The sequence below is a fragment of the Streptomyces sp. 11x1 genome, from assembly GCF_032598905.1.
Lineage (GTDB): Bacteria > Actinomycetota > Actinomycetes > Streptomycetales > Streptomycetaceae > Streptomyces.
Window position 1 is genome coordinate 7,328,104 of sequence record NZ_CP122458.1, and the last position, 25,974, is coordinate 7,354,077.

Annotated in this window: 18 protein-coding genes and 2 pseudogenes; 7 read left to right on the top strand and 13 right to left on the bottom strand. The window is 70.7% G+C overall.

The window, feature by feature from the left end; genetic code table 11:
• The first annotated feature begins 182 nt into the window (after positions 1-182).
• A complete protein-coding gene (locus P8T65_RS32225) occupies positions 183-2,747 on the top strand; it encodes a GH32 C-terminal domain-containing protein (RefSeq protein ID WP_316728707.1) in 2,565 nt (854 codons plus the stop codon).
• Positions 2,748-3,853: 1,106 nt separating this feature from the next.
• On the opposite strand, the gene P8T65_RS32230 is transcribed toward P8T65_RS32225, so the two are convergent.
• The 5 genes from P8T65_RS32230 to P8T65_RS32250 all read right to left on the bottom strand — a co-directional run bounded on the left by P8T65_RS32230 (position 3,854) and on the right by P8T65_RS32250 (position 7,975).
• Positions 3,854-5,098, bottom strand: coding sequence for an MFS transporter (locus tag P8T65_RS32230; protein ID WP_316728708.1), 1,245 nt, complete (start codon positions 5,096-5,098; stop codon positions 3,854-3,856).
• A 145-nt stretch (positions 5,099-5,243) separates the two neighbouring features.
• Positions 5,244-6,395: a hypothetical protein gene (locus P8T65_RS32235; protein WP_316728709.1), complete on the bottom strand. Its 1,152-nt coding sequence runs from the start codon at positions 6,393-6,395 to the stop codon at positions 5,244-5,246.
• The gene (locus P8T65_RS32240; protein WP_316728710.1) at positions 6,296-6,802 is read right to left on the bottom strand and encodes a hypothetical protein; all 507 of its coding nucleotides are present in this window, start codon (positions 6,800-6,802) and stop codon (positions 6,296-6,298) included. Before P8T65_RS32240 ends, P8T65_RS32235 begins: the two co-directional genes overlap by 100 nt.
• A gap of 287 nt (positions 6,803-7,089) precedes the next feature.
• Entirely contained in the window at positions 7,090-7,377 is a 288-nt protein-coding gene (locus tag P8T65_RS32245; protein WP_316728711.1) for a hypothetical protein, read from the bottom strand.
• A 19-nt stretch (positions 7,378-7,396) separates the two neighbouring features.
• On the bottom strand, positions 7,397-7,975 hold the full coding sequence (locus tag P8T65_RS32250) for an NAD(P)H-binding protein (RefSeq protein ID WP_316728712.1): 579 nt from the start codon (positions 7,973-7,975) through the stop codon (positions 7,397-7,399).
• On the opposite strand from P8T65_RS32250, the pseudogene P8T65_RS32255 reads away from it, so the two are divergent.
• Both P8T65_RS32255 and P8T65_RS32260 read left to right on the top strand, forming a co-directional pair.
• Positions 7,965-8,087, top strand: a pseudogene (locus P8T65_RS32255) (DNA-binding response regulator); the annotation flags it as partial. The gene P8T65_RS32250 and the pseudogene P8T65_RS32255 sit on opposite strands and share 11 nt — an antisense overlap.
• Before the next feature lie 120 nt (positions 8,088-8,207).
• Positions 8,208-8,626 (top strand): annotated as a pseudogene (locus P8T65_RS32260) (hypothetical protein); the annotation flags it as partial.
• 213 nt (positions 8,627-8,839) lie between these two features.
• Here the strand turns inward: P8T65_RS32260 and P8T65_RS32265 are convergent.
• Positions 8,840-9,547: a helix-turn-helix domain-containing protein gene (locus P8T65_RS32265; protein WP_316728713.1), complete on the bottom strand. Its 708-nt coding sequence runs from the start codon at positions 9,545-9,547 to the stop codon at positions 8,840-8,842.
• A gap of 133 nt (positions 9,548-9,680) precedes the next feature.
• Between P8T65_RS32265 and P8T65_RS32270 the strand changes: the two genes are divergently transcribed.
• Positions 9,681-11,306, top strand: a complete 1,626-nt coding sequence (locus P8T65_RS32270) for an MFS transporter (RefSeq protein ID WP_316728714.1) — start codon at positions 9,681-9,683, stop codon at positions 11,304-11,306.
• Positions 11,307-11,420: 114 nt separating this feature from the next.
• On the opposite strand, the gene P8T65_RS32275 is transcribed toward P8T65_RS32270, so the two are convergent.
• Positions 11,421-11,831, bottom strand: coding sequence for a LysR substrate-binding domain-containing protein (locus tag P8T65_RS32275; protein WP_316728715.1), 411 nt, complete (start codon positions 11,829-11,831; stop codon positions 11,421-11,423).
• 160 nt (positions 11,832-11,991) lie between these two features.
• On the opposite strand from P8T65_RS32275, the gene P8T65_RS32280 reads away from it, so the two are divergent.
• Positions 11,992-12,453, top strand: a complete 462-nt coding sequence (locus P8T65_RS32280; protein ID WP_316728716.1) for a GNAT family N-acetyltransferase — start codon at positions 11,992-11,994, stop codon at positions 12,451-12,453.
• Between the two features lie 18 nt (positions 12,454-12,471).
• Here the strand turns inward: P8T65_RS32280 and kstD are convergent, their stop codons facing one another.
• On the bottom strand, positions 12,472-14,265 hold the full coding sequence (kstD, locus tag P8T65_RS32285; protein ID WP_316728717.1) for a 3-oxosteroid 1-dehydrogenase: 1,794 nt from the start codon (positions 14,263-14,265) through the stop codon (positions 12,472-12,474).
• 288 nt (positions 14,266-14,553) lie between these two features.
• On the opposite strand from kstD, the gene P8T65_RS32290 reads away from it, so the two are divergent.
• Positions 14,554-15,465, top strand: a complete 912-nt coding sequence (locus tag P8T65_RS32290; RefSeq protein ID WP_316728718.1) for an alpha/beta fold hydrolase — start codon at positions 14,554-14,556, stop codon at positions 15,463-15,465.
• A gap of 28 nt (positions 15,466-15,493) precedes the next feature.
• Here P8T65_RS32290 and fxsT read toward each other — a convergent pair whose 3' ends face one another.
• The 4 genes from fxsT to fxsBH form a co-directional block, all read right to left on the bottom strand.
• Complete coding sequence (fxsT, locus tag P8T65_RS32295; RefSeq protein ID WP_316728719.1) at positions 15,494-19,432, bottom strand: FxSxx-COOH system tetratricopeptide repeat protein; 3,939 nt, start codon at positions 19,430-19,432, stop codon at positions 15,494-15,496.
• Positions 19,429-20,766 (bottom strand): TIR-like protein FxsC, encoded by a 1,338-nt coding sequence (locus P8T65_RS32300; protein WP_316728720.1) that lies wholly within the window; start codon positions 20,764-20,766, stop codon positions 19,429-19,431. The genes fxsT and P8T65_RS32300 overlap by 4 nt, the downstream gene beginning before the upstream one ends.
• Before the next feature lie 111 nt (positions 20,767-20,877).
• Positions 20,878-21,660 carry an AAC(3) family N-acetyltransferase gene (locus P8T65_RS32305; protein ID WP_316728721.1) on the bottom strand — a complete coding sequence of 261 codons (783 nt, stop codon included), beginning with the start codon at positions 21,658-21,660 and terminating at the stop codon, positions 20,878-20,880.
• Complete coding sequence (gene fxsBH / locus P8T65_RS32310; RefSeq protein ID WP_316728722.1) at positions 21,653-23,815, bottom strand: radical SAM/SPASM protein FxsBH, inactivated beta-hydroxylase extension form; 2,163 nt, start codon at positions 23,813-23,815, stop codon at positions 21,653-21,655. Before fxsBH ends, P8T65_RS32305 begins: the two co-directional genes overlap by 8 nt.
• A 544-nt stretch (positions 23,816-24,359) precedes the next feature.
• Here fxsBH and P8T65_RS32315 point away from each other — a divergent pair.
• On the top strand, positions 24,360-25,274 hold the full coding sequence (locus P8T65_RS32315; RefSeq protein WP_316728723.1) for a DUF4231 domain-containing protein: 915 nt from the start codon (positions 24,360-24,362) through the stop codon (positions 25,272-25,274).
• A gap of 30 nt (positions 25,275-25,304) precedes the next feature.
• Here the strand turns inward: P8T65_RS32315 and P8T65_RS32320 are convergent, their stop codons facing one another.
• Positions 25,305-25,796, bottom strand: a complete 492-nt coding sequence (locus tag P8T65_RS32320; protein ID WP_316728724.1) for a hypothetical protein — start codon at positions 25,794-25,796, stop codon at positions 25,305-25,307.
• Between the last annotated feature and the right edge of the window lie 178 nt (positions 25,797-25,974).

Sequence of the window (25,974 nt, forward strand, 5' to 3'; positions counted from 1 at the left end):
GTTGACGCACTGGCCGGATGGCGCTTCATAATCGGACACTCGCTGTCATCGATGACATAAGTCAACGATGACATCCGGTCGGCTGCGTGGACGTCGCCGTCGCTGGAATGTCACATTTCGATCCGCCCGCGCCAGGGCCGCAGTCACCGCTGCGCGGACGGTCCGCGGGACTAGGAGTCACCATGAGCTCTGCACGCGTATCCCGGCATGCCCGCATGCGGCTGATGGCGGCGGTGGCGACCGTCTGCGCCCTGTCGGCGGCCCCGCTCGCCCCCCAGGCCGTCGCCGCCGCCGACACTCCGCCGTACACCGAGCCCCACAGACCCCAGTTTCACTTCACTCCGGAGAAGAACTGGATGAACGACCCCAACGGATTGGTCTACTACAAGGGCGAGTACCACCTCTTCTACCAGTACAACCCGAACGGCAGCTCCTGGGGCGACATGTCCTGGGGGCACGCGGTGAGCAAGGACCTCGTGCACTGGGAGGAGCTGCCGCTCGCCCTGTCGCACGACGACGAGGAGATGGTGTTCTCCGGCGGCGCGGTCGTCGACCGGGACAACACCACCGGCTTCGGCACGAAGCAGAACCCGCCCATGGTGGCGATCTACACCAGCGCCTACAAGGACGGCGGCAAACAGGCCCAGTCGCTCGCCTACAGCACCGACCGCGGCCGCACCTGGACCAAGTACCAGGGCAATCCCGTCATCGACATCGGCTCCCGCAACTTCCGCGACCCGAAGGTCCAGTGGTACGCGCCGACCCGGAGCTGGCTCATGACGGTCTCGCTGTCCGAAGAGCACAAGGTGCAGTTCTACTCGTCGAAGAACCTCAAGGACTGGAACCTGCTCAGCGAGTTCGGCCCCACTGGCGCGACCGGCGGCGTGTGGGAGTGCCCCGACCTGTTCCCCCTCGCCGTCGACGGCGACAAGAAGAACATCAAGTGGGTCCTGGTCGTGAACCTCAACCCCGGGGGCATCGCGGGCGGTTCGGGCTCGCAGTACTTCATCGGCGACTTCGACGGCAAGAAGTTCACCGCCGAGGACAAGGGCACCTACACCCCGCCCAACGGCACCGTGCTGCAGGGCTTCGAGGGCGCGGGCTTCGGTGACTGGACGACGACCGGAACCGCCTTCGGACAGGGACCGGCCACCGGATCCGTCGACTGGCAGGGGGCCGTCACCGGCTTCGAGGGCAAGGGTCTCGCCAACAGCTTCCACGGCGCTGACGGCGGCACCGGCACCCTCACCTCGCCCTCCTTCACCGTCGACAGCCCCTACCTGAACTTCAAGATCGGTGGCGGGCGGCATCCGCACGAAGCCGGAACCGTTCTCGGCGCGTCGCCGCCCGCGGGTACGGTCCTGGCCGACTTCGAGGGCGGCGCGTACGGCGACTGGACGGCGACCGGGGACGCCTTCGGCACCGCACCGGCCGCCGGCACCCTCCCCGACCAGGGCCAGGTCTCCGGCTTCCTGGGCGGCGGGCTAGTGAACACGTTCCTGAACGGGGACTCCACCACCGGCACCCTCACCTCGCCCGAGTTCACCCTCGACAAGAAGTACGTCAACTTCCTCATCGGCGGCGGCAACCACCCGGCCGGCTCCGCCAACCCCACCGCGATCGAACTCCTCGTGGACGGCCAGGTCGTCCGCAGCGCCACCGGAAAGGACGCCGAAGCGCTCAACTGGGCCTCCTGGGACGTCGGCGACCTCGCGGGCAAGACGGCGCGGATCAGGATCGTCGACGACAACACCGGCGGCTGGGGCCACCTCAACGTCGACCACATCGTGCTCTCCGACACCGCCGCCCCACGCGTCTCCACGGAGACCTCCGTCAACCTGATCGTCGACGGCGAGGTCGTCCGCAGCGCCACCGGCACCGACAGCGAGACCCTCGACTGGGCCTCCTTCGACCTGCGCCCCTACGCCGGCAAGCAGGCACGCATCCAGGTCGTCGACATGAACACCGGCGGCTGGGGCCACGTCATGGTCGACCAGTTCACCACCGCCGACAAGCCGGCCAAGTCCGTCCTGCAACGGGCCGACTGGACGGACTACGGCAAGGACTACTACGCGGCCGTGTCCTGGGAGAACGCCCCGGGCGGCAAGCGCTACATGATCGGCTGGATGGACAACTGGGACTACGCAGGCTCCGTCCCCACCACCCCCTGGCGCGGCGCACAGAGCATCCCCCGGGAGATGGCCCTGCGCACGATCGACGGCAGGATCCGACTGACCAGCAAGCCGGTAGGCAACCTGGAGTCCCTCCGCAACAGGCGCCCGGCCACGGCCTCCGGCGTCACCGTCAAGAACACCTCCAAGCGCCTGCTCAGCCGCACGGCCAACGGGCAGGCCCTCGACATCGAGGCCACGTTCTCCCTCAAGGACGCCGACCGCTTCGGCCTCAAGGTCCGCACCGGCGCGAGCGGCGAGGAGACCGTCATCGGCTACGACGCCACGACACGCGAGCTGTACGTGGACCGCTCCCGCTCCGGGGCCGTGGACTTCCACAACCTCTTCTCCACCGGCGTCGAGACCGCGCCACTCAAGCCCAAGAAGGGGAAGGTGAAGCTGCGCGTCCTCGTCGACGCGTCCTCCGTCGAGGTCTTCGGCGGCAACGGCGAAGCCGTGATCACCGACCAGATCCTCCCCGACCCCTCCAGTACCGGCGTCGAGGTCTTCGCCGAGGGCGGCACCGCCACCCTCGACCAGCTGAAGGCGTGGCAGCTGGGGTCCATCTGGAAGTGACGAACCCGCAGCTCACCGCAGCTGTCCGTCAGGCAGACCGCCCGCACGCGCCCTCCCTGGCCGGGAACCCGGCCAGGGAGGGCAGCAGGGTGCCGTCGAGAACGCGTTTGCCTTTGCCGGTGTGGAGACAACAGGTTGCCGCCGTTACTGATAGTGACGGAGGGCGGGCCCGGCAGGAGAGAAGCGGGCCGATAAGTCGGCTTCGCCAGGAAAACTGCAGGTGAGGAGCGTCACCCGGATAGGTTCGAGTCCCACCCGCCCCACCAGTGCAGGACTGTGGCCTGCGGAAGCGTCTCTTCAGGAGAGGGGAGCGGTTACGTTGGCCCAACGGACAGAATCCGCTGCCCGCTTCGACGAAGGGCTGTTCCCGGCTCCTCTGCTCGAGTGGGACTGGGGCGGATATTCGCATCCAGCACCGTTTGTCCGGGCAGGGCGGGTTGGCGTCGCGGACGGAGCAGGTCAGGGCGGCGGTGCCGGCCGCGAAGGAGCAGGCATCGGTGACGTCCTCGAGCAGCCTGTCGAGTCGGCGGCCAGGCGTACCGCGTGGTCCGCGCCTTCAACGCCGGGAAGTCCTTGATTCGGGCTACCCACGCGTCGGGCCGGCTGGCCGGGAAGCTGCATGTCGGCCGGCGTGGTCTCACGCGCACCCGAACCCGGAACGGCAAGGCACGTTGCATGGTCGCCCTACCGGACTGAACCTCGTCTGGCCGAGGCGGACGGGAATCCGGCAAGGACGGCGGCGACCGGCTGCTCCCCACCGAGGGCGATCTGTCGTACGTGCTCGACGAGGAGCCGGCGGTCGTCTGGGCGAACACGGATGAAGCGGCGCGGCTGAGCCGGGAGTTCTTCTCGCGTGACGAGCCCTTGTCGCGGTCCTTGCCGCAGCGGTCGTTCCGGCGCGGTCGACGCTCCGGCAGCTGTCGGTGATCTCATGGTCCGGCTCAGGGAGCAGGCTCGTGTACGTGTCCGAGGTCAGCGTGATGGTGGAGTGCCGCAGGGTCTCCTTCATCAGGTCCCGCAGGGTGATGGGCGGCAGGTCGGTCGTGGCGAGGAGTCAGTGATGTGCCGCACGGTGCTGAGCCGGGAAGCGGATGGCCCGGCCCGGCTCACGCTTGCAGGGGCTCCTGCGGGCTCGTCCTACGGAGGAGGGGCAGCAGTCCGGCCGCCACGAGCGCGGAGGCGAGGCCGAGGGCGCCGATGGCCGTCGTGAGGTGGCCGGTGGCGGACTCGAGGGCGAGCAGGGAGAGCGGGCAGAGGAACTGCCCGAGGAAGAACGACCCGATCCACAGTCCGCTGCCCCGGCCGCGGTTGCGGTATTCCAGCCTTGACATGGCCCAGGTGAGCAGCGTAGGCAGCAGAAAGCCGGTGCCGATGCAGTTCAGGAAGGTGCCGAAGATCAGAACCGCCACGTTGTCGGCCAGGCTGATCAGCACGAACCCTGCTGCGCACAGGGCGAAGATCGCGGGCAGTCTGCGCTCCGGCCGGCCCATGGTCGAGGCGAAGATGACGGAGCCGATGACCGTGGCGGTGCTGGCGATTGCGGTGACCATGCCGATGAGGGCGCTGGACTGTACGCCCAGGCCGCTCATCAGGTAGGCCGTTTCGGCCGGGACGGCGTAGAAGACGATGCCACCGAACACCGAGAGCAGGCAGATGCCGGCCAGCCGGCCGGCCGAGGAAGGTCGAGGCCGGACGGTGAGCGCCTCGTCCATGGGGGCGCCCGGCCCGGGCTTGGACAGGAAAGCGGCCATCGCGGGGGCGAGGAGCAGCCCGACGGCGTAGAGCTGGAACGGGGCGCGCCAGTCCGAGGCGCCCATCGCGCGGCCGAGTATGAAGAACGCGGTGGCGGAGATGGTGGCGCACACCGTCTGCAGGGCCAGGTAGCGGTCGCGTGCCCGGCCCGCGTAGTAGTCGCCGATCAGTGTCGTGCAGGAGGTCATGATGAAGGCCTCGGCGACACCGAGGAGGGCACGGCTGGCCACGATGGCGCCGAGCGAGTCCAGCCACAGCGGAGCGGTGCCGAACAGCGCGTACAGGACGGTCGCGACGACCAGCGGAACCCTGCGTCCCAGGCGGTCGAGCAGGAGACCCGCGAGGGGGGCGACCAGGGCGAGCGTGAGGGCGGGGAGCGTCAGGATCAACGGGACCAGTGCGTCCGCGTCCGGCACCGTCCTGAACAGCTCCTGCAACTCCGGCAGCAAAGGAGCGAGCAGCACCCCGGCCATGACCGGCAGACAACTCCCGCTCATCAGGAGCGCCAAGCGCAGACCGCCCCCGGAATCGGGCATGGGCTCGGTGTTCCGGACGGCGAAGCCGCCGGTGGGAACGGGTGGGGAGGTGAAATCGGGCACGTAAGGCCTCCGTGCGGGCGGCAGAGCGCCAGTGCACTGCAGGGAGACGCCCGGAGGAACGAGAGGGGCGTCAGGACTTGCACGACTATGGGGCTAGTTGCTCCCTGGCGCCTAGCCCCTACGCCATTCAACTGGTGGATCTTGCCTATCCACCCCCTGGATTGCTTCCGACACCTGCCTTCGCCGTGCCGGTCGGCGACAGTCGGGGCGAGAAGCGGACCGCGGAGAGCGGCAGCCGGGTCCAGCTGCCCTCGGAAGTGCGCGCGGATCGGAACGTCCACTGCGCCCGTACGCGGGTGCTGACGGGAAACAGCTCGGGGTCCCGGGTGACGTCGACGTTCAGTTCGTACCAGCTGTGCTGCTCGGGGAGGGTGTAGTGGAGGATGCCGTTCCCATCGCGCGAGTCTGGGGTGATCTCCTTGCCGTCGGCGTGGAGGGAGGTCTCCTCGCTGATGACCGGGCCGATGCCGACGTGGCCGGCTCCATCGCCGAACACCGGCAGGTAGGCGAGCATCGTGTTCCCGCTGCGCGCCGCGCCGGGGCTGCCCCACCGCGGCTCGTCCTGGCCCTTCGGCAGCGCCGGGCCGAAGACGCCGACGTTGAACCGCTCGGTGTAGCGCTTGCCCGCCGTGTATGCCTTGTACCCGCCCAAAAGGCTGCTCACCGACTGACCCGGGTGTACGGAGTACAGCCATCGGACCCCGTTGCCGAGGACGTATTCGGTGGTCCGCAGCGGCAGTTCGAGGGCGGTGGGGGTGCTGAAGTCGATCGCCGGGCCGCCGAGCGGGGGCTCGGGTGCTGCGGCGAGTTGCGCGGTCGTGTCCCTTCCGGGCTCGCCGACCGAGAGGTCGATCCGGGCCAGTTCCTTGGCTGCGATGTCGTCGGTGAATCCGGCCAGATCACCAGTACGGTTGCACGCCAGGCGGTAGTGCACGGGGAGCTCGCCATCGGTCCGGCGCTGCCAGAAGCCGGCGTACTGGGCGTATGCCTCTTCCGGCGCGGCTTCGGGGCCGAGGTGTCCGACCCTGAAACTGTCGAACCCGGGGAAGTCGAAGAGGAACGGTGGGATGGTGCTCCGGTCGGTGCGGGTGTAGCCGAGGATGAGATGGGCGTAGGTGTTCTCGGCCGTCGCATCGGGGACGGTGATCCGGGTGGGCTTGGCCTGGCGGGCGTCGATCACGACCGTGGTGTCCTTGGTCAGGCGGATTGCCGGTGCCAGCAGCAGGGACGCGGGGGCCCTGGTCTCGTCGCCGCCGATGATCCCGGTGAGCCCGTAGCCGCCTTTGGGCAGGCGCACGGTGACCTCACCGTCCTTGGCGTCGGCCAGCTCCGCGTAGTAGTTGCTGTCCCGGCCGTCGACCGCCGCCCAACCGCCTGTGGCCGTCCGTCGTCGCCGGTGAACGTGACTGTGAGGTTGTACGACTCGACCTCGCGCTCCACACCGATGGCGGTGCGCACCGAGATCCGGCCGTCCGACGCGACCGCGCTCACCGCGCCCCCGAACGAGCCGTCGGTCTCGCCGACGCGGGTGTCGGCGGTCACCGTGGTGCTCGCCTCACGGCCCGCGGGGACGGTCAGCCGTCGCTCCGCCACCGTGGACATGCCCTCGGCGGCCGGCTTGCCGTCCACCCCGCCGGCCTCGGCGGACAGGTCGAGAACAACCGGCTCCGAGCCGAGGTTGCGGTAGGTGATCTCCTTCGTCACCGGCTGGTCGTTGTGGTGCGGCCACGGCCGCAGGCCGAAGTCGAGCGGGCCCTGCTCGACGACGACGGTCTGTTCCGTCGCACGGGCGACATCGGTGCGGCCGGTGCCCCGGTGGTAGGAGCTGTACGGGCCCGGCTTCGCGGAGCCGGTCAGCGCCGCCTTGATCCGTTGCCCTGCGATCGCACCGAAGGAAGGGATCGCCGAGTCATGTGTGACGCCCGTCGGTCAGCCGACGGGCCGTCACACATGTCGGGGGCGCGGGCGCCGAAGCGTGCGGCCGCCTCTTCTCAGCACTTCTTGTCGTCTATGTACGCTGTCAGCGCGTCCAGGTCCACCGACGAGTCGTCGAGGGTTTCGCGCAGCAGATCGCCCGCGCCCTTCGGGTCGTCCGCCACCAGCAGCTTGCACACGGTTGCCTGCATCCCGGGGCTCCGGGCGTTCCAGATCTCGTCGTAGCGTGCCTCGTCCCCCGTGGGGGCGGTGCTGCTGGGGGTCGAGGCGGTCGTGTCGTCGCTGGTGCCGCAGGCGACGAGGAGCAGGCTGGCGGCGATCAGGACGGTTGCGGTGCGGCGCATGGGGCTCCCTGTGATGCGGTTATGAGGCAGCATCATGCGCGTGGCGGGGGTGAGGCAACCCCTGTGTGGCCATGTTGTGACCCGTTGTAGCTGGTGGCCTCAGTGGGCAGTGGAGGGTGCCTGCCAGAGCCTGGTCCCGCTCGCCCGTAGATCTCACGAAATGCCCCCTGGTCGGGGCCACTTGCGGCTTGAGGGGGCGAGGGTGTTCAGTCCGAGATGGCGGCGTCGCGGTGGATCCAGGCGGGGTCGTGGGCCGCCTTGTGCAGGAAGTCGGCGACGTCGGCGCGGCTGATCGCCGGGTGCCCTTCATCGGGAGCCGCTCGCCGACGAGGTAGGGGCCCTTGGCCAGCATCGTCGGGTGGACCAGGGTCCAGTCCAGGCCGCTGGAGCGGATCGCCTTCTCGGGGAACGCCTTGTTCGCGTAGACGTTGCGGAGGAAGGTGCTGTACGTGATCTTCTGTACGGCCCTCGCGGACCCGTAGGTGTCGCCGACGCCGAACGAGGACAGCCACACCAAGCGGGAGACCTTCTGTTCCGCGGCCGATCCGACCCTGGCCGGCGCGGCGCGGGTGAACAGGTCGTCGGCCCGTATCGACATGTCGCTGCGCACCTACCGCCGCCGGGTGGCGGAGCTGCTCATCAGCCTCGACGCGCCCTCACGCTTCCAAGCGGGCGTACGGGCGGGGGAGTCGGGTCTGATCCGTAGATGATCTTCCGTGTCCGTGTCCGTGTCAGCGTCCGTGTCGGTCGAGAGGTGGATGTCCACGCCCGGGTGGACGAGCGATGGTCAGGTCGTCGTGGCCCGGTGGGACCACGAGCACCGGGTGGCGGCGGGGGCGGAGGAGTCAGCGGAATCGGCCGAGCGGGCGCCGGCGCGGTTCGCGTTCCGGATGCGGCCCGTGGGCGACCGTTACCGGATGCTGCTGGCACTCGTCGGCGGGACCTCGGCTCCGAACGCGTCGCCGAAGTGCTCGCGCCGGCCCGTGAGGCCGCCACCGGGATCCTGGAGCGCGGGCTCCACTCCCAGCTGCCGCCCGCCGTGCAGAGCGCCGGGCTGGAGGCGATGCATGTCGCTCTCGTGAAGGCCGTCAACACCGGGGCGCTGGAGGGCGACGGGCACGGCATCGCCACGGCCACCCTCATCGCGGCCGGTGTGCCGGAGAAGCGGGCGAGCGTCGTGGTCGAGAGGTCGCGTCGGCGATGCGCGCGGGCCCGGCCGACGAGGTCTGACCCGGCCTACGAGGGCTGATCCGGCCTACCGTCGGCTCGGGCCGGCCCGGCGTAACGTGACCGACCTGCCGGAGAAGTGTGCGGTGAGCCGTTCTCCGTGGGTGGTGACCGAGCGCGGTCGCAGGCCTTCCGGGATGTTCCGCGGCGCGAGCGCGGGGAAGCCGTGGAGCCGTGGACCTGCGCAACGGCCCGGTAGACCCGAGGTGTGCGAGTAGGGCGCGGGCCCAGGGTTTCAGAAGGGGCTCGGGGGCGACCCGGTCCCGCGTACGTGGGCGACCTTCGCGGCGGCGGTGTCGGGGGCGACTCCGGCGGCGATCAGGGCGGCGGTGGCGGCGCCGGTGCCGTCGTCGGACCAGATGCCGCGGCTCACGCAGTCGAGCAGGGTCAGCAGCTGGGACTCGACGGCTCGGCCGAGCGGGGCGGGCGGGACGGTCGTCTGGAACACGCCCTGTCGACCGCCGTGGGTGAGGACCGCCGTGATCAAGTCGCGGGCGGGGGCCAGCAGTTCGTCGGCGCGGGCGGGGAGGAGGTCGTGGCCGCGGGCCAGCCGGATGAGGGTGCGGTAGCGGTCGCCGACGGGCCACATCGTGAGGACGCATCGCGCGAGGTCGGCGGCGGCGTCGGCGGTCGCCGCGGAGGTGCCCGTGACCGCGAGCCGGATCGCCTCCGCGGCCTCGGAGGCCAGGCCCTCCACGAGCGCGGCGCGGCCGGCGAAGTGGACGTACACGGTGCGTCGGGCCACACCGGCGGCAGCGGCGATGTCCTCCAGGCGGCTGTCGGGGTCGCGGGCCAGTTCACGCCGGGCGGCCTCAAGGATCCGGGCGCGGGTGGCGCGCGCGTCACGGCGCTGAGCGGCGGGAGCCCGGGCCGGGGCGTGAGCACGGGGGTGTATCGGTACCGATGCCGGTACCGATGGCGGCGGTGCTGGGCGGGTGGTCACAGCGGTACCTCGGGAGCGGGTGGGAGGAGGGGGCGACACAATATTTGCACATCGGCGGGCAACAAACTAGTCTGCACATCGATGAGCAATTAAGGTCCTTCCGCTCGTCGTCCCGTCCTCTTAGGAGCTTCCGATGCCCTTCCTCGCGAACACCCCCGTGGAGCGGATGACCGGTCCGTACACACGCCGCTGGTGGGCGCTGCTCGTGCTGTGCCTGAGCCTGCTGATCGTGGTGATGGCGAACACGTCGCTGATCGTCGCCGCCCCCGACATGACCACCGACCTGGGCCTGAGCAGCAGCGATCTGCAGTGGGTCGTCGACGGCTACACCGTCCCGTATGCGGCGCTGATGCTGGTGCTGGGCTCGATCGGCGACAAGTACAGCCGGCGCGGCGCGCTGGTCCTGGGGCTGCTGATCTTCGCGGGTGGTTCGGTGATGGGGAGCATGGTCGACGAGACCTCGCTGGTCATCGCGGCCCGCGCGATCATGGGCGTAGGTGCCGCGGTGGTGATGCCGGCCACGCTGTCCCTGCTGGTCGCGACCTTCCCCCGGAGCGAGCGCGTCAAGGCCATCACCGCCTGGACCGCGACCTCCGGCCTGGCGATAGCCGTCGGACCGCTGGTCGCCGGCTGGCTGCTGGAGGACCACGCCTGGGGCTCGACCTTCCTGATCAACGTGCCGATCGCCGTCGTCGCCGTCGTCGGCGCGCTCGCCCTGGTGCCGCCGTCGAAGGCGGAGGGCATGGGCCGGATCGACTACGTCGGTGGTCTCCTGTCGATCGTCTCCGTCGGTTCCCTGGTCTACGCGGCCATCGAGGGCCCGCACTTCGGCTGGGGCGCCGGCCCCGTCACCGCGGCCGTGGTCGCCGGTGTCGGCCTGGCCGCGTTCGTCGCCTGGGAGCTGCGGCACCCGCACCCGATGCTGGACGTCCGCAAGTTCACGCTGCGGCCCTTCAGCGGCTCGATGCTCGCGGTGCTGTTCTTCTTCTTCGGTACGTTCGGCGCGATCTACTACTCGACCCAATTCCTGCAGTTCGTCCTCGGCTACGACGCGCTCGCGACGGGTGTACGGCTGCTGCCGCTGGCCGGGGCGGTGTTCCTCGGGGCCATGGTGACCGGGAGGCTGACCCCGAGGCTGGGCGTGAAGGCGATGGTCGTGACCGGCATGGTCATCGGCACGGCGGGGGTGTTCCTGCTGACCCAGATCGACAAGGGTTCGACGTACGGCGACTTCCTGGCGCCGATGATGATGCTGGGTTTCGCGATCGGGCTGAGCGTCTCCCCGGCGACCGACACGATCATGGACTCCTTCCCCGAGTCCGAGCTGGGGGTCGGCGGCGGTGCCAACGACACCGCGCTGGAGCTCGGCGGTGCGCTCGGTATCGCGGTGCTTGGCTCGATGCTGGGCACGGCCTACCGGGACGAGCTGACCGACCTGGTCGGCAACCGGCTCCCGGCCGAGACGATGGAGACGGCCAAGGACTCGGTGGGTGGTGGCCTGGCCGTCGCCGAGCGCATCGCCCAGGAACCGTCCGTGGGTCCTCAGCAGGCCCAGGCCCTCGTGGACGCCGTCCACCAGGCGTTCGCCCACGGCGTCGCCCAGACCAGTCTCGTCGGCGGCATCATCATGGCCGCCGGAACGCTGATCGTCCTCGCGGTCCTGCCTGGCCGGTGGGGGTTCGCCAAGAAGGACGCCGAGCCGGCCGAGCGCGAGGCCGGGACGGCGAGCGTACGGGAGCGCGCCGGGTCGACCCACTAGGCGTCTCGCTCACGGCCGTTGCCGAGCTGTCCGGGCGGCGGTACCCGAAGCGGGTGTGGGGTCGGGAGGGGCGCGGCTTTCGCAAGGGGCGCGCGGGGCCGACCGGGGCACCCGTCACGGCGCGGGTGTGAGCCCCAAGTTCTCGGCCGACCGGCGGAGGGCCTCGACCACGGCCGAGGTCCGGGGCCGCGGGCCGGAGGGGGACGCGGGCCGGACGGCGGCGATGCGGCGGTGGCCCGCAACCGGGACCATGGGCAGGGCCACGGTCGCGGGAGGGGCGTCGGTGAGGGCGAGGGTGGGGAGCACGGCCGCGCCGAGGCCCGCCCGCACCAGGGCCAGCGAGGTCGGGAACTCCAGGGCGGTGTGGGCGTGGCGCGGAGTGACCTCGGGATGGACACCCTCAACATCGACGACACCGACGACGGCACCCGCCCCGCTCACACCGGCCTCCTCGCCGCCGGCGTCCCCGTCGTCGAACACCTGCGGGGCCCGGAGCAGCTGCCCCCGCAGGGCTTCCGTTTCCACGCCGCGCCCCCGGCGGTCGAGGGCATGGGTACCTTCCCGGTACGCGCGTACGCACTCCTCGACGAGCAGGCGGAGAGCGGGCGAAGTCGATCTGGGCGAAGTCGACCTGGGCGAACAAAGCCGATGTCCCCAACCCCAGGGCTCTGTCTAGGCTGACCCCGTGACCGACCTCGACATCAAGCGCGTGGACGGTGCGGCCGGGGACGAGGAACTCGAAGCCTGGCGGCACGTGCACAACACGATCATCCCGGCCCATCTCCTCTCCCTCGACGACGTCCGCGAGCGCGCCGTACGCAACCACCTCGAACTCGCGTACGTCGACAGCGTCCTCGTCGGCAACTCCACCGTCCGTCCGCCCGAGGGGGACGGCGCCACGGCCACGGTGATCGCGCGCGTGCTCGCCGAACACCGGCGCCGGGGGTTCGGCGAGCAGCTGTACGGGCGGGCCGTGCGGCGGGCGCGGGAACTGGGCGCGCGGGCGATCGAGACCTGCGTCCTGGCATCGAACGAGGACGGCCTGCGGTTCGCGCTCGACCACGGTTTCGTGGAGACCGAGCGCTATCTGCTGGACGGCGACACGATCCCGTGGATCGACCTCAGGCTCGACGCCGCCCTCGGCTAGGCCCTGTCGTGTGCGCGGCTACAGCTTCCCGGCGATGTCCAGCGCGGCCACGTAGCCGAAGGTCATCGCCGGCCCGATCGTCGACCCGGCGCCCGCGTAACTGCGGCCCATCACGGCCGCGCTGGCGTTGCCCGCCGCGTAGAGGCCGGCGATCACCGTGCCGTCCGGGCGCAGAACACGGGCGCGGGCGTCGGTGAGCAGTCCGCCCTTGGTGCCGAGGTCGCCCGGGACGATGCGCAGGGCGTAGTAGGGCGGCAACCACAGAGGTGCCAGGCAGGAGTTGGGGCGCACGGACGGGTCCGTGTAGTAGTGGTCGTACACGCTGTCGCCGCGCCCGAAGTCCGTGTCGTCCCCTTGCCGGGCAAGGGAGTTGAAGCGGTCGACGGTGGAGCGGAGGGCGGCGGCCGGTACGCCGATCGCGCCGGCCAGCGCGTCGAGCGTCCACGCCTTGTGGACGGCCCCGGCGTCGTACCACTCGCCGGGGAACGGGAAGGTCGGCGCGATGTCCTTGAACAGGTACCGGTTGCGGTAGTTCTGGTCGACGATCAGCCAGGCCGGGATGTGGGAGGCGGACGAGGTGTCCTTCTCGTACATCGTGTGGACGACATCGCTGTACGGGCCCGCCTCGTTGACGAACCGCGCACCGGACCCGTTGACCAACAGCCCGCCGGGCAGCGTGCGTTCGGCGAGACAGAACCACGCCTGGCCCGGAGTGTCGACGGCCGGTCCCCACCAGGCGTCGTCCATCAGCGCGACCTCGGCACCGGCGCGCTGACCGGCCCGTATCCCGTCGCCGGTGTTCTCCTTGGCCCCCACCGTCCACTGTGTCCCGACGGGTTGCTCCTGGTACTGCGCCCGCATGGCCGCGTTGTGCTCGAAGCCGCCGGAGCCGACGATGACGCCGCGGCGGGCGCGGACGAGCCCGGGGGAGCCGTTCCTGCTGACGACCACTCCCTTCACGGCCCCGCTCTCCGTGTACAGGTCGGTCAGCGGGGTGTCGAGCCACACGGGGACGCCGGCGCCGAGCAGCCCGGCCCGCAGCCCGCCCGCCAGCGCCTGCCCCATGGTGAGCGGCTTCTGCCCGAGCAGGGCGGCCTTCGTGCCCCGGGCGAGGCACTCGGTGGCGACGGCCAGCCCCTTCGCGCTCACGGCGGTCAGCGCCAGCCACTTGTAGTCGGCGCTGAACACCACCATTCCGGCGGGGGTGGCCAGATAGGCGGGATTCAGCCGCGCCAGCTCGGCCCCCAGCAGATTGCCGTCGAACTGGTCCGGTTCGATGGACCGCCCGTTCGGCAGCCCGCCCGGCAGCTCGGGGTAGTAGTCGCTGTACCCCTCCATCCAGCGGAACCTCAGCGGGCTGTTCGCCATGACGAACGACAGCATCGCGGGCCCGTGGTCGAGGAACGCCTTCTGCCGGTCGGCGGGCACGTCGTCCCCGACGACGGCCGCGAGGTACTGCGCCGCCTTGGCCGGGGTGTCCGGCACCCCCGCCGCCTTGATCACGCTGTTGTTCGGCAGCCAGATCCCGGCGCCCGAGCGCGCCGCCGAGCCGCCGAACGTCGGCGCCTTCTCCACGACGACACAACTCAGCCCCTGCTTCGCCGCCGTGAGCGCGGCGGTCATCCCGGCCGCGCCGGAACCGACGACGACCACGTCGTAGGTGCCGAGCAGGGGCGGTGCGGCGGCGACGGCGGTCCCCGCGAGCCCACCGCCCGCGGCGAGCGCGGCCCCCGCGCCCGCGGCCGTCCCCAGCACCCGCCGCCGACTCGGGCCCGCCTCGGCCCCCGTTCGTCTCTCAGGATCCGCGCTCATGGACATGCGGGACGCTCCAGCCTCGCGAAGGGACGGGTGGCGGTGCTGATCCCCCGGCGGCAACGCTCCCGTAAGCCCCGGGCTGTGTGCGGAGCCTCGAATCTGACGTGAAGGCATGGTGAAGTCAAGACACGCGTCGGGCATGGTGCTTGTGGGGTGCGAGCCGCAGGCACGCGTGCCCGTCCCCGGGGGAGAGGAGCGCCGGCGCGGTTCGTTTCGTGGGGTGGGCGGCCGGGAAATCTTCCGGCAGCGTGTTCTCGGCCCACGGGCCGAGGGAGGGGGAGCGCTGTGTATGACCTGGCACGGGCACCGACCCATGTCCGGGCGCCCGACGGGCGGTTGCTGAGGGTCGAGACTTCGGGGGATCCGGCCGGGCGGCCCGTCTTCCTGTTCCACGGCATGCCCGGCAGCCGGGTCGGCCCCCGGCCGCGGCCGATGTTCCTCTACCAGCGGGGCACCCGGCTCATCAGCTACGACCGCCCGGGGTACGGGGGATCCGACCGCAGACCCGGCCGCCGGGTCGTCGACGCCGTCGAGGACGTGACCGTCGTCGCCGACGCGCTGGGCGTGGACCGCTTCGCCGTGGTGGGCCGCTCCGGCGGCGCCCCGCACGCCCTGGCCTGCGCGGCACTGCTGCCGCACCGGGTGACGCGGGCTGCGGCGCTGGTGACGTTGGCGCCGCAGGACGCCGCCGGACTCGACTGGTACGCCGGCATGGCCCCCTCCAACGTCCATGAGTTCCATTCCGCGCACACCGACCCCCAGGGCTTCACCGCCCGGCTGATCCCGCGCTCCGCCGCGATCCGCTCCGATCCCGCGCGGCTGCTGGAGCAACTGCGCGACGACCTCACCGACGAGGACCGGCTGATCGTCTCCGACAACGGCATCCGGGCGATGCTGCTGCGCAACTACCAGGAAGCGGTGCGGACTTCACCCTACGGATGGATCGACGACGCCCTCGCGCTGACCTCCCCCTGGGGGTTCGAGCCCGGCGAGATACGGGTGCCGGTGCTGTTCTGGTACGGCGCGAAGGACGTCTTCTCCCCGGCCGCCCACTCCTCCTGGCTGGCCGACCGCATCCCCCGCGCCACCGCCGTCCTCGAACCCGCCGCCGCCCATTTCGCCTCGCTCCGCGCCCTGCCGGAGGTCCTCAGCTGGCTCCAGCGGGGCATGCTGCTGTCCCTGGCCCCGCCGGTCTGACCTGCGCGCGGCCCCGTGCACGGGGCCGTCACACCGCCAGTGGTTCCAGGTCGCGGTAGACCCGCCGGCCCTGTGCCACCAACTGGGTGACACCGCTGCCTTCGCCCAACTGCCTCCTGAGCTTGGCCAGTTCGGCTAAGACCTGCTCGCGCAGCCGGTCCGCCTCCGTCACCCGACCCAGCGCGCGCAGCGTCAGCGTGGAGTTGGCGACCACGGCCAGGGCCTCCGGATGGTGTTCACCGAGCACCTCCGACAAGGCCTCACGGGAGGGCTCCTCCAGCACCCACGCCTCCTCCGCGCGGCCCTGCTCGGCCAGCACGTTGGCGTAGTTGGTGCGGCAGAAGAGCGTGTGGGGATGGTGGTCGCCCAGCACCTCGACCATGCGGAGCATCACCCGCAGGAACACCTTCTCCGCCTCCTCCGCGTCGCCGCAGCCCCAGTGGTAGACACCCAGGTTGTTCAGCGCGGCCTGGGTGTACGGATGCTCCTCACCCGGCACCTTGCGGTACTCGGCCAGCGCCTCCAGCGCGATCCGGCGCGCCTCCTCCCGCTTGTCGGCGGCGTACAGGTCGGCCGCCAGATTCAGGTCGCAGGCGAGTGAGTCGGGGGTGTGCGCGTCGTACTGCGCGTGGTACTGGTCCCGGGTCGCCTGCGTCAGACGGTGCGCGTCCTTGAACACGCCCGCCCGCCTCAGCGACACGGCCAGCGACTTCGCGCAGCTGAGCGTGCCGGGGAAGTCCTTGCCGAGCACCCGCTTGTGCGCCTCGTACGCCCCCGACAGCAGGGTGACCGACTCGGTGTAGTGGCCCACCTCGCGCAGGTCCCGGCCGAGACTGGAGGCCGACGACAGGGTGTAGGGGTGGTCGGGGCCGAGCACGTCCTTGCGGCGGAAGTAGGTGTCCTGGTCGATGTCCCGGGCGTCGTCGTAGCGCCCGACCATGCGCAGGGCCAGCGCCAGGTTGTTCGCCGCGCTCAGTGTCCGGGGGTGCGAGGGGTAGAAGGTACGGCTGAAGCCCTCCCGTGCCTCGCGGGCCAGCTTCTCCGCCTTGCTGTACTCGCCCAGGGCCGCGTAGTCGCTGGCGAGGGACGACGTGGTGATGTACGTGTGCGCGTCCGAGGGCCCCAGCACCCGGCGCTGACGGTCCAGCAGATCCCGGTCGATCTCCTCGGCCTCGACATAACGCCCCTGCGAGCGGAGCACGTTGGCGAGCTGGCAGCGCAGATACAGGTACTGCCGGTGGTTCTCGCCCAGTTCAGGCTTCCAATGTGTCAGCAGATCGTCGGCGAGCCGCTGGGCACCGGGGAAGTCCCCGCGCTTCCACATGTACCGGACGCGGTCGATGAGGAGCCGACGGGGCTCCGCCTCCACGCAGTTACGGATGTCCGAGGCGCGCAGATGAGGCCAGATCGCCTCGAACCGCGGCCAGTCCTCGGGATTGTCCGTGGGTTCGTCGTCGTCGGGCCGGGCGCCCGCGAGCACGGTGTGGACGACGTGCCGGGCGTGCCGCTGCTCGTCCTCGGAGAGCTGGGAGCGGATGACCGCCTGCACCAGCCGGTGGATCTGCACGGTGTTGTTGACCTGGTCGACCTTGGCGAGGGCGAGCCGGGCGATCTCGCTGATGGCCCGGCCCACCATCAGGGTCTCCTGGAAGGCAGGGTCCACCTTGCGCAGTTCGTCCCGCATCTCCTTGCCGTTGAGCAAACGGGTGGATATCGGCTCGGGTGCCATGAACGCGCACAGCTGCAGCAGCCGCACCGAGGCAGGAGAACGTTCCTTCAGCCGGGCGATGGAGATGTTCCAGGTCGCGGCCACCGTAGTGGGGTAGTCGGGGGGCTGGTTGAGGTCGAGCACATGGGTGGTCTGTTCGGCGAGCTCGCCGAGGTACTCCTCGACCGGAGTGGCCGTCTCGGCGAGCCAGGCCGCCGCCTGTTCCACGGCGAGCGGGAGATCGCCCACGGCCTCCGCCACCCGGTCGGCCTCCTCGGGGCTGAGGCCGGGGGCCCGCAGGGAGAGGTGCTCCACACTCTCCTGGCGGAGGAACACGTCGACGGGCAGTGACGCGCCCTGCTGCGCCCAGGCCTGGTTCCGGGAGGTGACGAGGATGTGCCCGCCGCCGCCCGTGGGGAAGAAGCGGGTGAGCTCCTCGGGGGTGTCCGCGTTGTCGAAGACCAGCAGCCAGCGCTGGGTGGGCACCCCCCGGCCCAGCATGCGTACGGCCTCCTGGCAGGCCAGCGCCATGTCCTCGCCACCGGGGGCGCCGATCCGGGAACCGAGTTCGGCGAGCGAGGCCACCACGTTGTCGATGTGCTCGGCGGAGACCCACCACACCAGGTCGTAATCGGCCATGAAGCGGTGCACGTACTCCAGCGCCACCTGGGTCTTGCCGACACCGCCGAGCCCGAAGAGAGCCTGGGGACGCGGCAGTACGACGGAGATGCCGCCGCGGAGCTGTTCACGGAGCTGGTCGAGGATCACGCTCCGGCCGGTGAAGGTGGTGTTGCGCTGGGGCGCGTCCCAGATGTCGGGTGCCCGGCCCGGGAACCTCGGGTCCGCCCCGGCGGGGGCCCCGGGCTCGGCCCGCAGCCGCAGGATCTCGTGGAGTCCGTCGGCGCCGTCCGCCTCGCCGAGCCGGTGCAGGTCCACCACCTCGGTGTAGGCGCCGGTCGGCCGGACCTCCTCGACGCGGGCCAGGGCCGGCAGGGTGGTCGTGGCGTTCGGCGCGGCAGTGGTGAGGGCCTGACGGACTCTGCCCGCGTGCCGGGACTTGTCGAAGGCGTGCGACAGCAGCAGCAGGACGCGGGTGTCCGGGGCCGGGGGCTCCGGAGGGCCGAGGGCCACGTCGTGCAGAGTGACGCGGCATCCGGACCGCTTGAGCACGCCCTCCACCCACTCGGCCCACATACGGTTCTCCGCCGCGTGGACCACCAGGACCTCCACGGCCTGCGTCTGCGGCAACTGCCGGGTGAACGCCTCCAGGCAGCGCAGCCGCGCCTGTTCCGGTACGGGCGGCAGTGTGGTGACCTCGTCGTCGGAGAGCACCGAGGTCAGCCGTTCGAAGGCGGACAGCAGCGAGTTCGCGTTGCCGCTCTTGTCGCCGACGGTCGCGAGGGTCTCCTCGTAGGCGTAGTAAGGGCGGTAGGGGATCTCGACCTTGCCCCAGTACGCGTTCAGTTCCTCGGGTGCCAGATCCTGACGGTCGGCCCCTTTGGGTAGTCCCTCGAACTTCAGCCGGGCCAGGGCCCGTCCCGCGTCGGCCTTCTCCTTCTCGGCCTCGTCGACCCGCATCGGGACGGGCAGCACCCGGATCCACCGCTTGCGGTACCCCTTCTCGGCGCTGTGCGCCACGGCGGCCGCGCCGTCCAGCGCCTGGCCGCTGAGGGTGAAGCAGTCGACCAGCACGTCGGGCATCTGGATGGTGCAGATGTCCGCGTTGTCGGACAGCCCCGTCCGGCTGTCGATGAGGACGTAGTCGTAGGACGCCTTCATGTCCTCGCGGAGCGTGTCCAGGAACAGGCCCCCGCCCAGCCGCTCGTAGAAGTTGTCCCATTCGAAGGACGACACGGTCGCCGAGTACTCGCGGTTCTGCCGCCCGGCCGACAGGAAGTCGAGCGAACCGCCTTTCGGGAAAGCCAGGTTGAGGCGCTCGGGCGCGAGCGAGATGGCGTGGTCCTCGACACGGGCGTACTCCCGGTGCCAGGGCCCGGACCGGGGCGCGCCGGTGGTCGCGGCCCAGCAGTACTCGGTGATGATGTCGATCACGCCCGAGGTGGCGGCGAGCACGTTGGGGTCCAGGAACGGCTCGAAGAAGCGGTGCAGACCCGGGGCCTCCAGGTCCCAGTCGACCGTCAGGACCCGTTTGCCGTTCGCGGCGAGGATCCACGCCGTGTTGGCCAGGGCCATCGTGCGGCCCGTACCACCTTTGTACGAATAGAAGGTGATGATCCGTCCACGCTCCCCGGCCGTCATGCTTCTCCTCCGTGATCGGAACCCGCGGCGGGCTGCTGCGGGTAGGTGGGGCCCATGAGACGGGGTTGTGGCAACTGTGGGCCCTCGGGCGGATGCGCCTGCGCGTGCCTGAGGTACTGCCGGGTCGTGTGCGCCGCCAGAGCCGGCAGCACGTCGGCGAACACCTGGAGCGAGGGCACGCCGTTGGCCGCGATCCGGCAGTCGGTCCGGCGCCCCCGCTCCAGGATCAGGGGGAGGGTGCGTTCCAGCTTCGCCTTGACCTGTCGTCCTTCCGCGCCGTGACACTCCTCGTCGTTGTGGTTCCAGGGGACGATCGCGCCGACCCAGGGGCGGGCGTTGGCGTCGAACGCCTTGAGCCTGCGCCGCCGGTCCTCGTCGAGGACCGCCCAGCAGTCGACCAGCAGGATCGCCGGGTGGCCGGGCTCGGGCTCCTCGGCCCCGGGGTGTTCGTCGGATCCGCCGGCCGCCGGCTCGTCGGTGGTCGGATCCTCGTTGTCGAAGTCGGACACGGTGATCCGGTAGTCCAGCGACCGGATCAGTTCCTCCGCCAGTGTGGCGATGGGCCGGGGAGTCTCGTCGCCGTAGGGGTTCCACTGCAGGGAACTCTCGCCGTAGCGGCCGTTCTTCCGGGACTCCGGGACCAGATGGCGGGCGGGTGCCGCCACGGTCAGATGGATACGGCGGGGCCCGTCGCCCGGCGGAGCGAAGGCGCTCGGCGTGGACTCGAAGGGTCTCGGGGTGCTCGACGGCAGCGGCGACTCCTCGGCGACCTGCACGATGCGCTGGGCGAGCGTGAACACCGTCTCGTCGTACTCGTCCCGCAGCCGCTTGAGTTTGATCAACCCGTAGATCCCGTGGTCCAGATAGCGCTCCCCGAACACGTTCCGCTCCACCTGGAGGTGGCGCACGGACTCGGGCAGCCGGTCCATGCCGACGCGACTCCACAGCACCGGCACGATCGCCGGGATGTCGCCGGCCCCGGCGTCCCTGGCCTGACGTATGCGGTCGCTGAAGGCGAACCACTCCCGGCCGCAGGCCTCGCTGCTGAAGTACCGCGGGGAGTACAGCGGTACGAACACCCGGCAGTGCGCCAGGTTGTCGCTGAGCCGGACGGGCCAGCCCTCTCCCGAGCGCATCTCCCGGTCCATGAAGCCCGGGGGCGTGCCCGCCGGCAGATCGGTGATGGCCAGGATGTCGGCGCACAGGTCCTTGTAGAGCGTGTACACCCAGTGGTCCGGGTCCCCGCTGTCGGGGCCGGACGGAGTGTGGGCATAGCTCAGAAAGAAGTAGGGCCGGTTGTCCGGTGTGCCTCGCCCTCGTACATGTCTGTTCACGCGCCCCCCGCCTGTCGATGCCCTCTGTTCCCCCGCCGGAGAGTCATCTGGCCGGAACCAACAATGTGCCCGACCACCCCCGTGACCGCATGGCTTGTTTCACGTCATTTGTCAGCGATATCCGGACATGAGCAGAGCTGCGGTGTCGACAGCGGCCCGCATGTCGAGGACGAGGACGGGCTTCCCCGCCCATTCCCGCACCCTGAACAGCTCACGCGGCAGCTGCGTCCCGATCTCCCCGAAGTCCCCGTCGAACAGGGCGAGATCCTCGTACTCGAACCAGTTGCCCTTCTCCTCCAGCACACAGCGGTACGTCCGCGTCGACGGGGGCGGGCTGGTCCGGTACTCGGCGAGGTGGAACGCGGTGCACACCTCGAACCCCACGCGCAGCAGGAGGATCTGGGCGTCGGCCGCGTAGAGCGTGGCCATCGGGGACCGTTCGCCGAGATGGCAGGTCGGATCGTGGTCGGCGAGGAGTTCCGCCGCGCGCGGGCCGAGGGCGGCGAAGGAGGTCTGGGGGTGGGCGCTGCGCACGGCCCCCGCTGTGCTCCGCACGCACTCGGCGAGTGCGCCCATGGACGGACAGGGCGTGGCGTCCTTCTCGAACGGCAGCATCCCCGCCCGGAACTCGGCCTTCTCCCGCTCGGACATGCCCTCCGTGAACGCCTGGTACTCGCGGGAGGTGTCGGAGTTCTCCGGGGTGAAGGCGGGGACGACCAGTGTGCCGTCGGGGCCCAGGGCGCTCAGCAGCGCGTCGCGTACGGCGACGGGGGCGAGGCCGGTGCCGCTCAGTGAGGAGTGCACCATCAGGACGCCTCCGGGGCGGACGCCCCACTCGGCCAGGTCGTCGCGGAGACGGGCCGCCAGGCCCTGCGGTCGAGTGGCGTCAGCCATGCAGCGTCACCCATTCTCTTCGTAGTTCCTCTGCCAAGTGAACTCCACTCTCGGTGAGTTGGGCATCGGGCAGGGCGCCGAGCCGGTCCAGGGTGTGTCGGGCGTGGAGCAGTTCCTCGGTGCGGGCGGCCCGGTCGGTCGACACGGTGGCCCGGCCGATGGCCTCGCTCGCCTCGTCGAGGAGCCGTCCGGCGCCGGTGCCGGGCACGTTCAGGTCCGCGACCTGCCGCAGGGCGGCGAGCCTGGACCGCCGCAGCAACAGGGGGAGTTCGCGGGCCAGTTCCTCGGGCTCGAAGTCGACGGCCACCCCCAGGGCGCCCGGGGTGCCCGTTCCCGGCAGCAGGCCCGCGCCTGCCACGAGGGGGGTGATCGTGGTGCAGAGGGAGGCGTCCGGGCCCGGCCGTGGGCTCGGATCGTGTGCGTCCGGCGCGTCGAACGCGGCGCGCAGCCGTTTGGCGAAGAGCTCCAGGTCGCTGGGGTTCAGCGGGGCCGCGACCGGTGCCGGGTAGCAGTCGCGGTACGGGTCGGCGTCGTCGATGAGGAGCGCCGGACCGGCAGTGGGCTTCAGCGACTTCAACGGGCGCCATTCGACGTGCAGTTCGCCGCCGTCCTGGCCTCTTCCGGTCACCTGGAGGCCGTCCGCCGTGATCGCGCACTCGACTCGTCCGGGTGCCGAGAGGCGCAGGGTCCCGAGGGTCGGGAGGTACAGGTCCCGGTCCTGCTGCCACCAGGTGAGGGCGGCTTCCCTCGCCGCGAGCACGGCCGCCGCCGAGGCGGACGCCGCCAGCCGCGCGAGGTCGGCGTGCCCCTCCAGGGCGCGCAGCAGCGCGGTACGCAGATACGGGTGGGCGAGAACGGTGTCGAGGTGGGGCGCGGTGACGGCGTCGGAGTCCAGCTCGACCAGCAGGTCCCAGGTCGCGACCCAGTCGGGGTGACCGGACAGCTCGGCGTTCACGCGGGCCAACAGACTCCGGTTGAGCTCCAGTTGGGCCAGCCGGAGGCTGCCGGTGTCTGTGACCGCCGGGTGCAGTGCGCGCTCGGTGATCCGCTCGGCGACGCCCTCGACCAGGCCCCGCAGGTCGGAGCAGAACACGGAGGGGTTGTCGAAGCCTCGCTCGCCGCTGTACCGGTGGGCGTAGAGGCCGCCGCCGCAGGACGTGACGACCGGGCAGCGGCGGCAGGTCTCGCTGACGCCTGCGATGCCGAGCTGACGGGCCCGGACGCCGGGGTGCTCGGCGAACTCCGCGAAGCCGTGCCGGAAGACGTCGTAGCCGGTGGCGGGTGCGCCCTCGTAGGCGGTCTTGAGACTGTCGGCCTGCTCGAAGGTGCCGTCGGTCTCGATCACCGCCAGGTCGGACGGGGCGAGGCCCAGCGCCTCGGTCAGGCTGGGGCCGCCGCGCAGGGTGCTGAGCACCGACTCGAAGGTTCTGACCGGCATGGGGCGCCCCTGCTCCTCCCAGCGGTCGAAGACCTTCAGCAGCCAGTCGGCGTAGGGCGTTCCCCTGCCGTGTCCGGGGGGAGGGCTGTCCCACGTCGAATGGGGGAGGAGGTAGTCGACGCGGGGCGGTTCCAGGGCGGTCAGGGCGTCGTGCACCGCGACCGGGTCGTTGGCCACGTCCACCGTGCACAGCAAGCCCTGGAACAGGTCCCGGTACTCCGGCAGGCGGAGGAGCCCGATCGCCCGCAACACCCGGTCGTAGCTGCTGCGACCTCGGCGGTCCAGTCGATGCCGATCGTTGGCCACCCGATCACCGTCGAGTGAAATTCCGACCTTCACACCGAATTCCCGGAACACTTCCAGATGCCGCTTGTTCAGCTGTACGCCATTCGTATGAATGCGCAGGTCCAATGTCGTGACCGGAGCCAATACGCGGGTGAGTTCCGCGCACATGTGCCGTAGCCGGGCCGGTCCCGCGAGAAGCGGTTCTCCACCGTGCAGAATCACGACGACGGATTCCAGGTCGCTCTCGACCGCGTATTCGGCGAGGCGGCGAGCCACTTGGCCGAGAGTCTCCTCGGCGATCACCACCGGCCGCCCACGCCAGCTCTGGTCGGCGTGTTCGTACACATAGCAGTGGTCGCATGCCAGGTCGCAGCGGCTGTGCACCTTGAGGACCAGTTGCTGGATCGGTCGCTGGCCGCGGAAGTCCGTCACTTTCCGGAAGTGTACGCGCCGACGCGCCCCCGTGGAGGCGGCGCGAGACCCCAACGCCCTTGTTGATCAAGAAGGTTGGGGTCTCGGATGTCGTGCTCGGGAGTCAGATGGACGAGTTGAACTCGCCCGCTCCTGCGGGGCGCGACTCGCGAACCTCGGTCACACGACCGGTGAACCGCTGGACGCGGGGCTCACGCGTGTCGATCGTCGCGAGTGTGGCCGTCCGCTTGGTAGCCGGTCGAGTCGCGCCCGGTCGGCGGATCGGCTTCGTGCCCGGAACGTTCATGGATTTTTCGTCCTCCTCAGGAGACCAATGCGTCATCAGCCCCTGGCCGACGAGATCCCGTGGCAAGGGCCTGGTCATTGAGGTTCGGACGACACTGTAGGGCATGGTTCTATCATGCACGCCCTTTACCACGCACGCCTCCGACGGTAAAGGGCGCCTGCGCCCGACCGTGTTCTCCGACAGGCGGCCTGGCGCGAATTCAAGATTGACGAGAGCATGACCGTTCCGTCGGCTTCCCGGTATCCGTATGAGGTCTGCATGGCTGTGACGCCCGGCCCCAGCACTACGGTGAGTGATCGTGATCTGTCCCCGTTGTTCCAGGTGTGCGATGAGAAGGCGGTGACCCATCAGGGTGAAAGCTTCAAGGTCGTCCGGATGCAACTGGTCGTCCTGCTGCTCGCGACCGCGACCGCTTCGCTGGCCGAGCGGGTCGGGAGCCGGGTGCCCTCGGCCGTCGCGGCCGTGCTGTACGCCCTGACGATAGTGATCGGCTTCTATGTGTCCCGTCGGCGGGCGCGGGCACAGTGGCAGGCGCACAGGGCGGCGGCCGAGGTGGTCAAGTCGCTGGCCTGGCAGTTCATGGTGCACGGCGGGCCCTTCCACTCCCGGCTCGTCAACCCCGAGGCGCTGTTCGCCGAACGGCTGGAACTACGGCTCAGCGAGCTGCGCAAGGTCGGGTGGCAGGACCCGCGCGAGAGCGTCACCGAACTCGGACTCGGGCAGATCACGCCGATGATGCGTACGGTGCGCGCCAAGGCGTTCGCCACCCGGCGCGACATCTATCTCCGTGACCGGGTCCTGCAACAGCTGGACTGGTATCGCGGCAAGGCCGGAGAGGCGCACCAGGCGTCCGTGCGCTGGTCGGGCGTCACCACCACCCTGACCGCGCTGGCCCTGGCCACCGCCGTCGCGCGGGCCACCGGGGTGATCGGCAGCCGGTTGGACCCGACCGGTGTCCTCAGTGCCGCCGCCGCGGCCGGCGTCGCCTGGCAGGAGGTGCGACGACACCGCCCGCTGACGTACGCCCACAAGCTGGTGGAACAGGACCTGGACACGCACCGCGTCACCATGATCACGACCGTCAGCGAGGACGGGTGGGCCGACGCGGTCGCGGAGGCGGAGCGGCTGGTGTCGCCGCAGCACACGGACTGGCTGGTGCGGTTCGGGTCCTGACGGGGCGGCGTACGCCGGCCGGGCGGGGGGTCAGGCGCGGAGCACGCCCGGGCTCCACAGGACCGTCACCGGGACGCCCGTGAGGCGTGCGTAGTCGACGATGTCGGCCGTGCCGCCCAGGCCGCGGGCCGGGGCGCCGTCCCAGACGGCGATCATGCGGTCGGTGTGGTCGACGATGTAGCGGCCGGCCGCGTAGTACGCCTCCTCGTGGGTGCGCTCGTACGGCAGTTGCTCGCGTTCGGTGCAGCACTTGAGGAGGCGGCGGTAGGCGCCGCGGACCTGGTCGTCGCCGAGGTGGGTCTCGTAGTCCATGCCGGGGATCACGGCCGTGAGCTGGAGTCCGCTCTCCAGGGCGATCTCCGCGAAGAGCTGATCGGCGCCGGCGGCGAGACTGCTGAGGGCCCGGGTGGTGGAGGGGCGGCCGCGTAACTCCGCCCGGATGCCCGAGCGGACGGCGGACAGGGCGGCCTCCGGGATCTCCCGGTGTCCGGTGATACCGATCCGGGTCACGGGCCCTGGCATCCGCGCACTCACCTCCCTGGCCGTGTTCCTCCAAGTAACCCTAGCGGCGGGGAACTTCGGCGAGAACGACACGTACGGGCGTTCGGTGGGGGCGTCACGGGCTCACGGGGGCGACGATCGGGTGACCGACGTGGTGCCGACCGCCCTCGTGTGCCCCGGGTGCTGCCGCTCGTGGGCA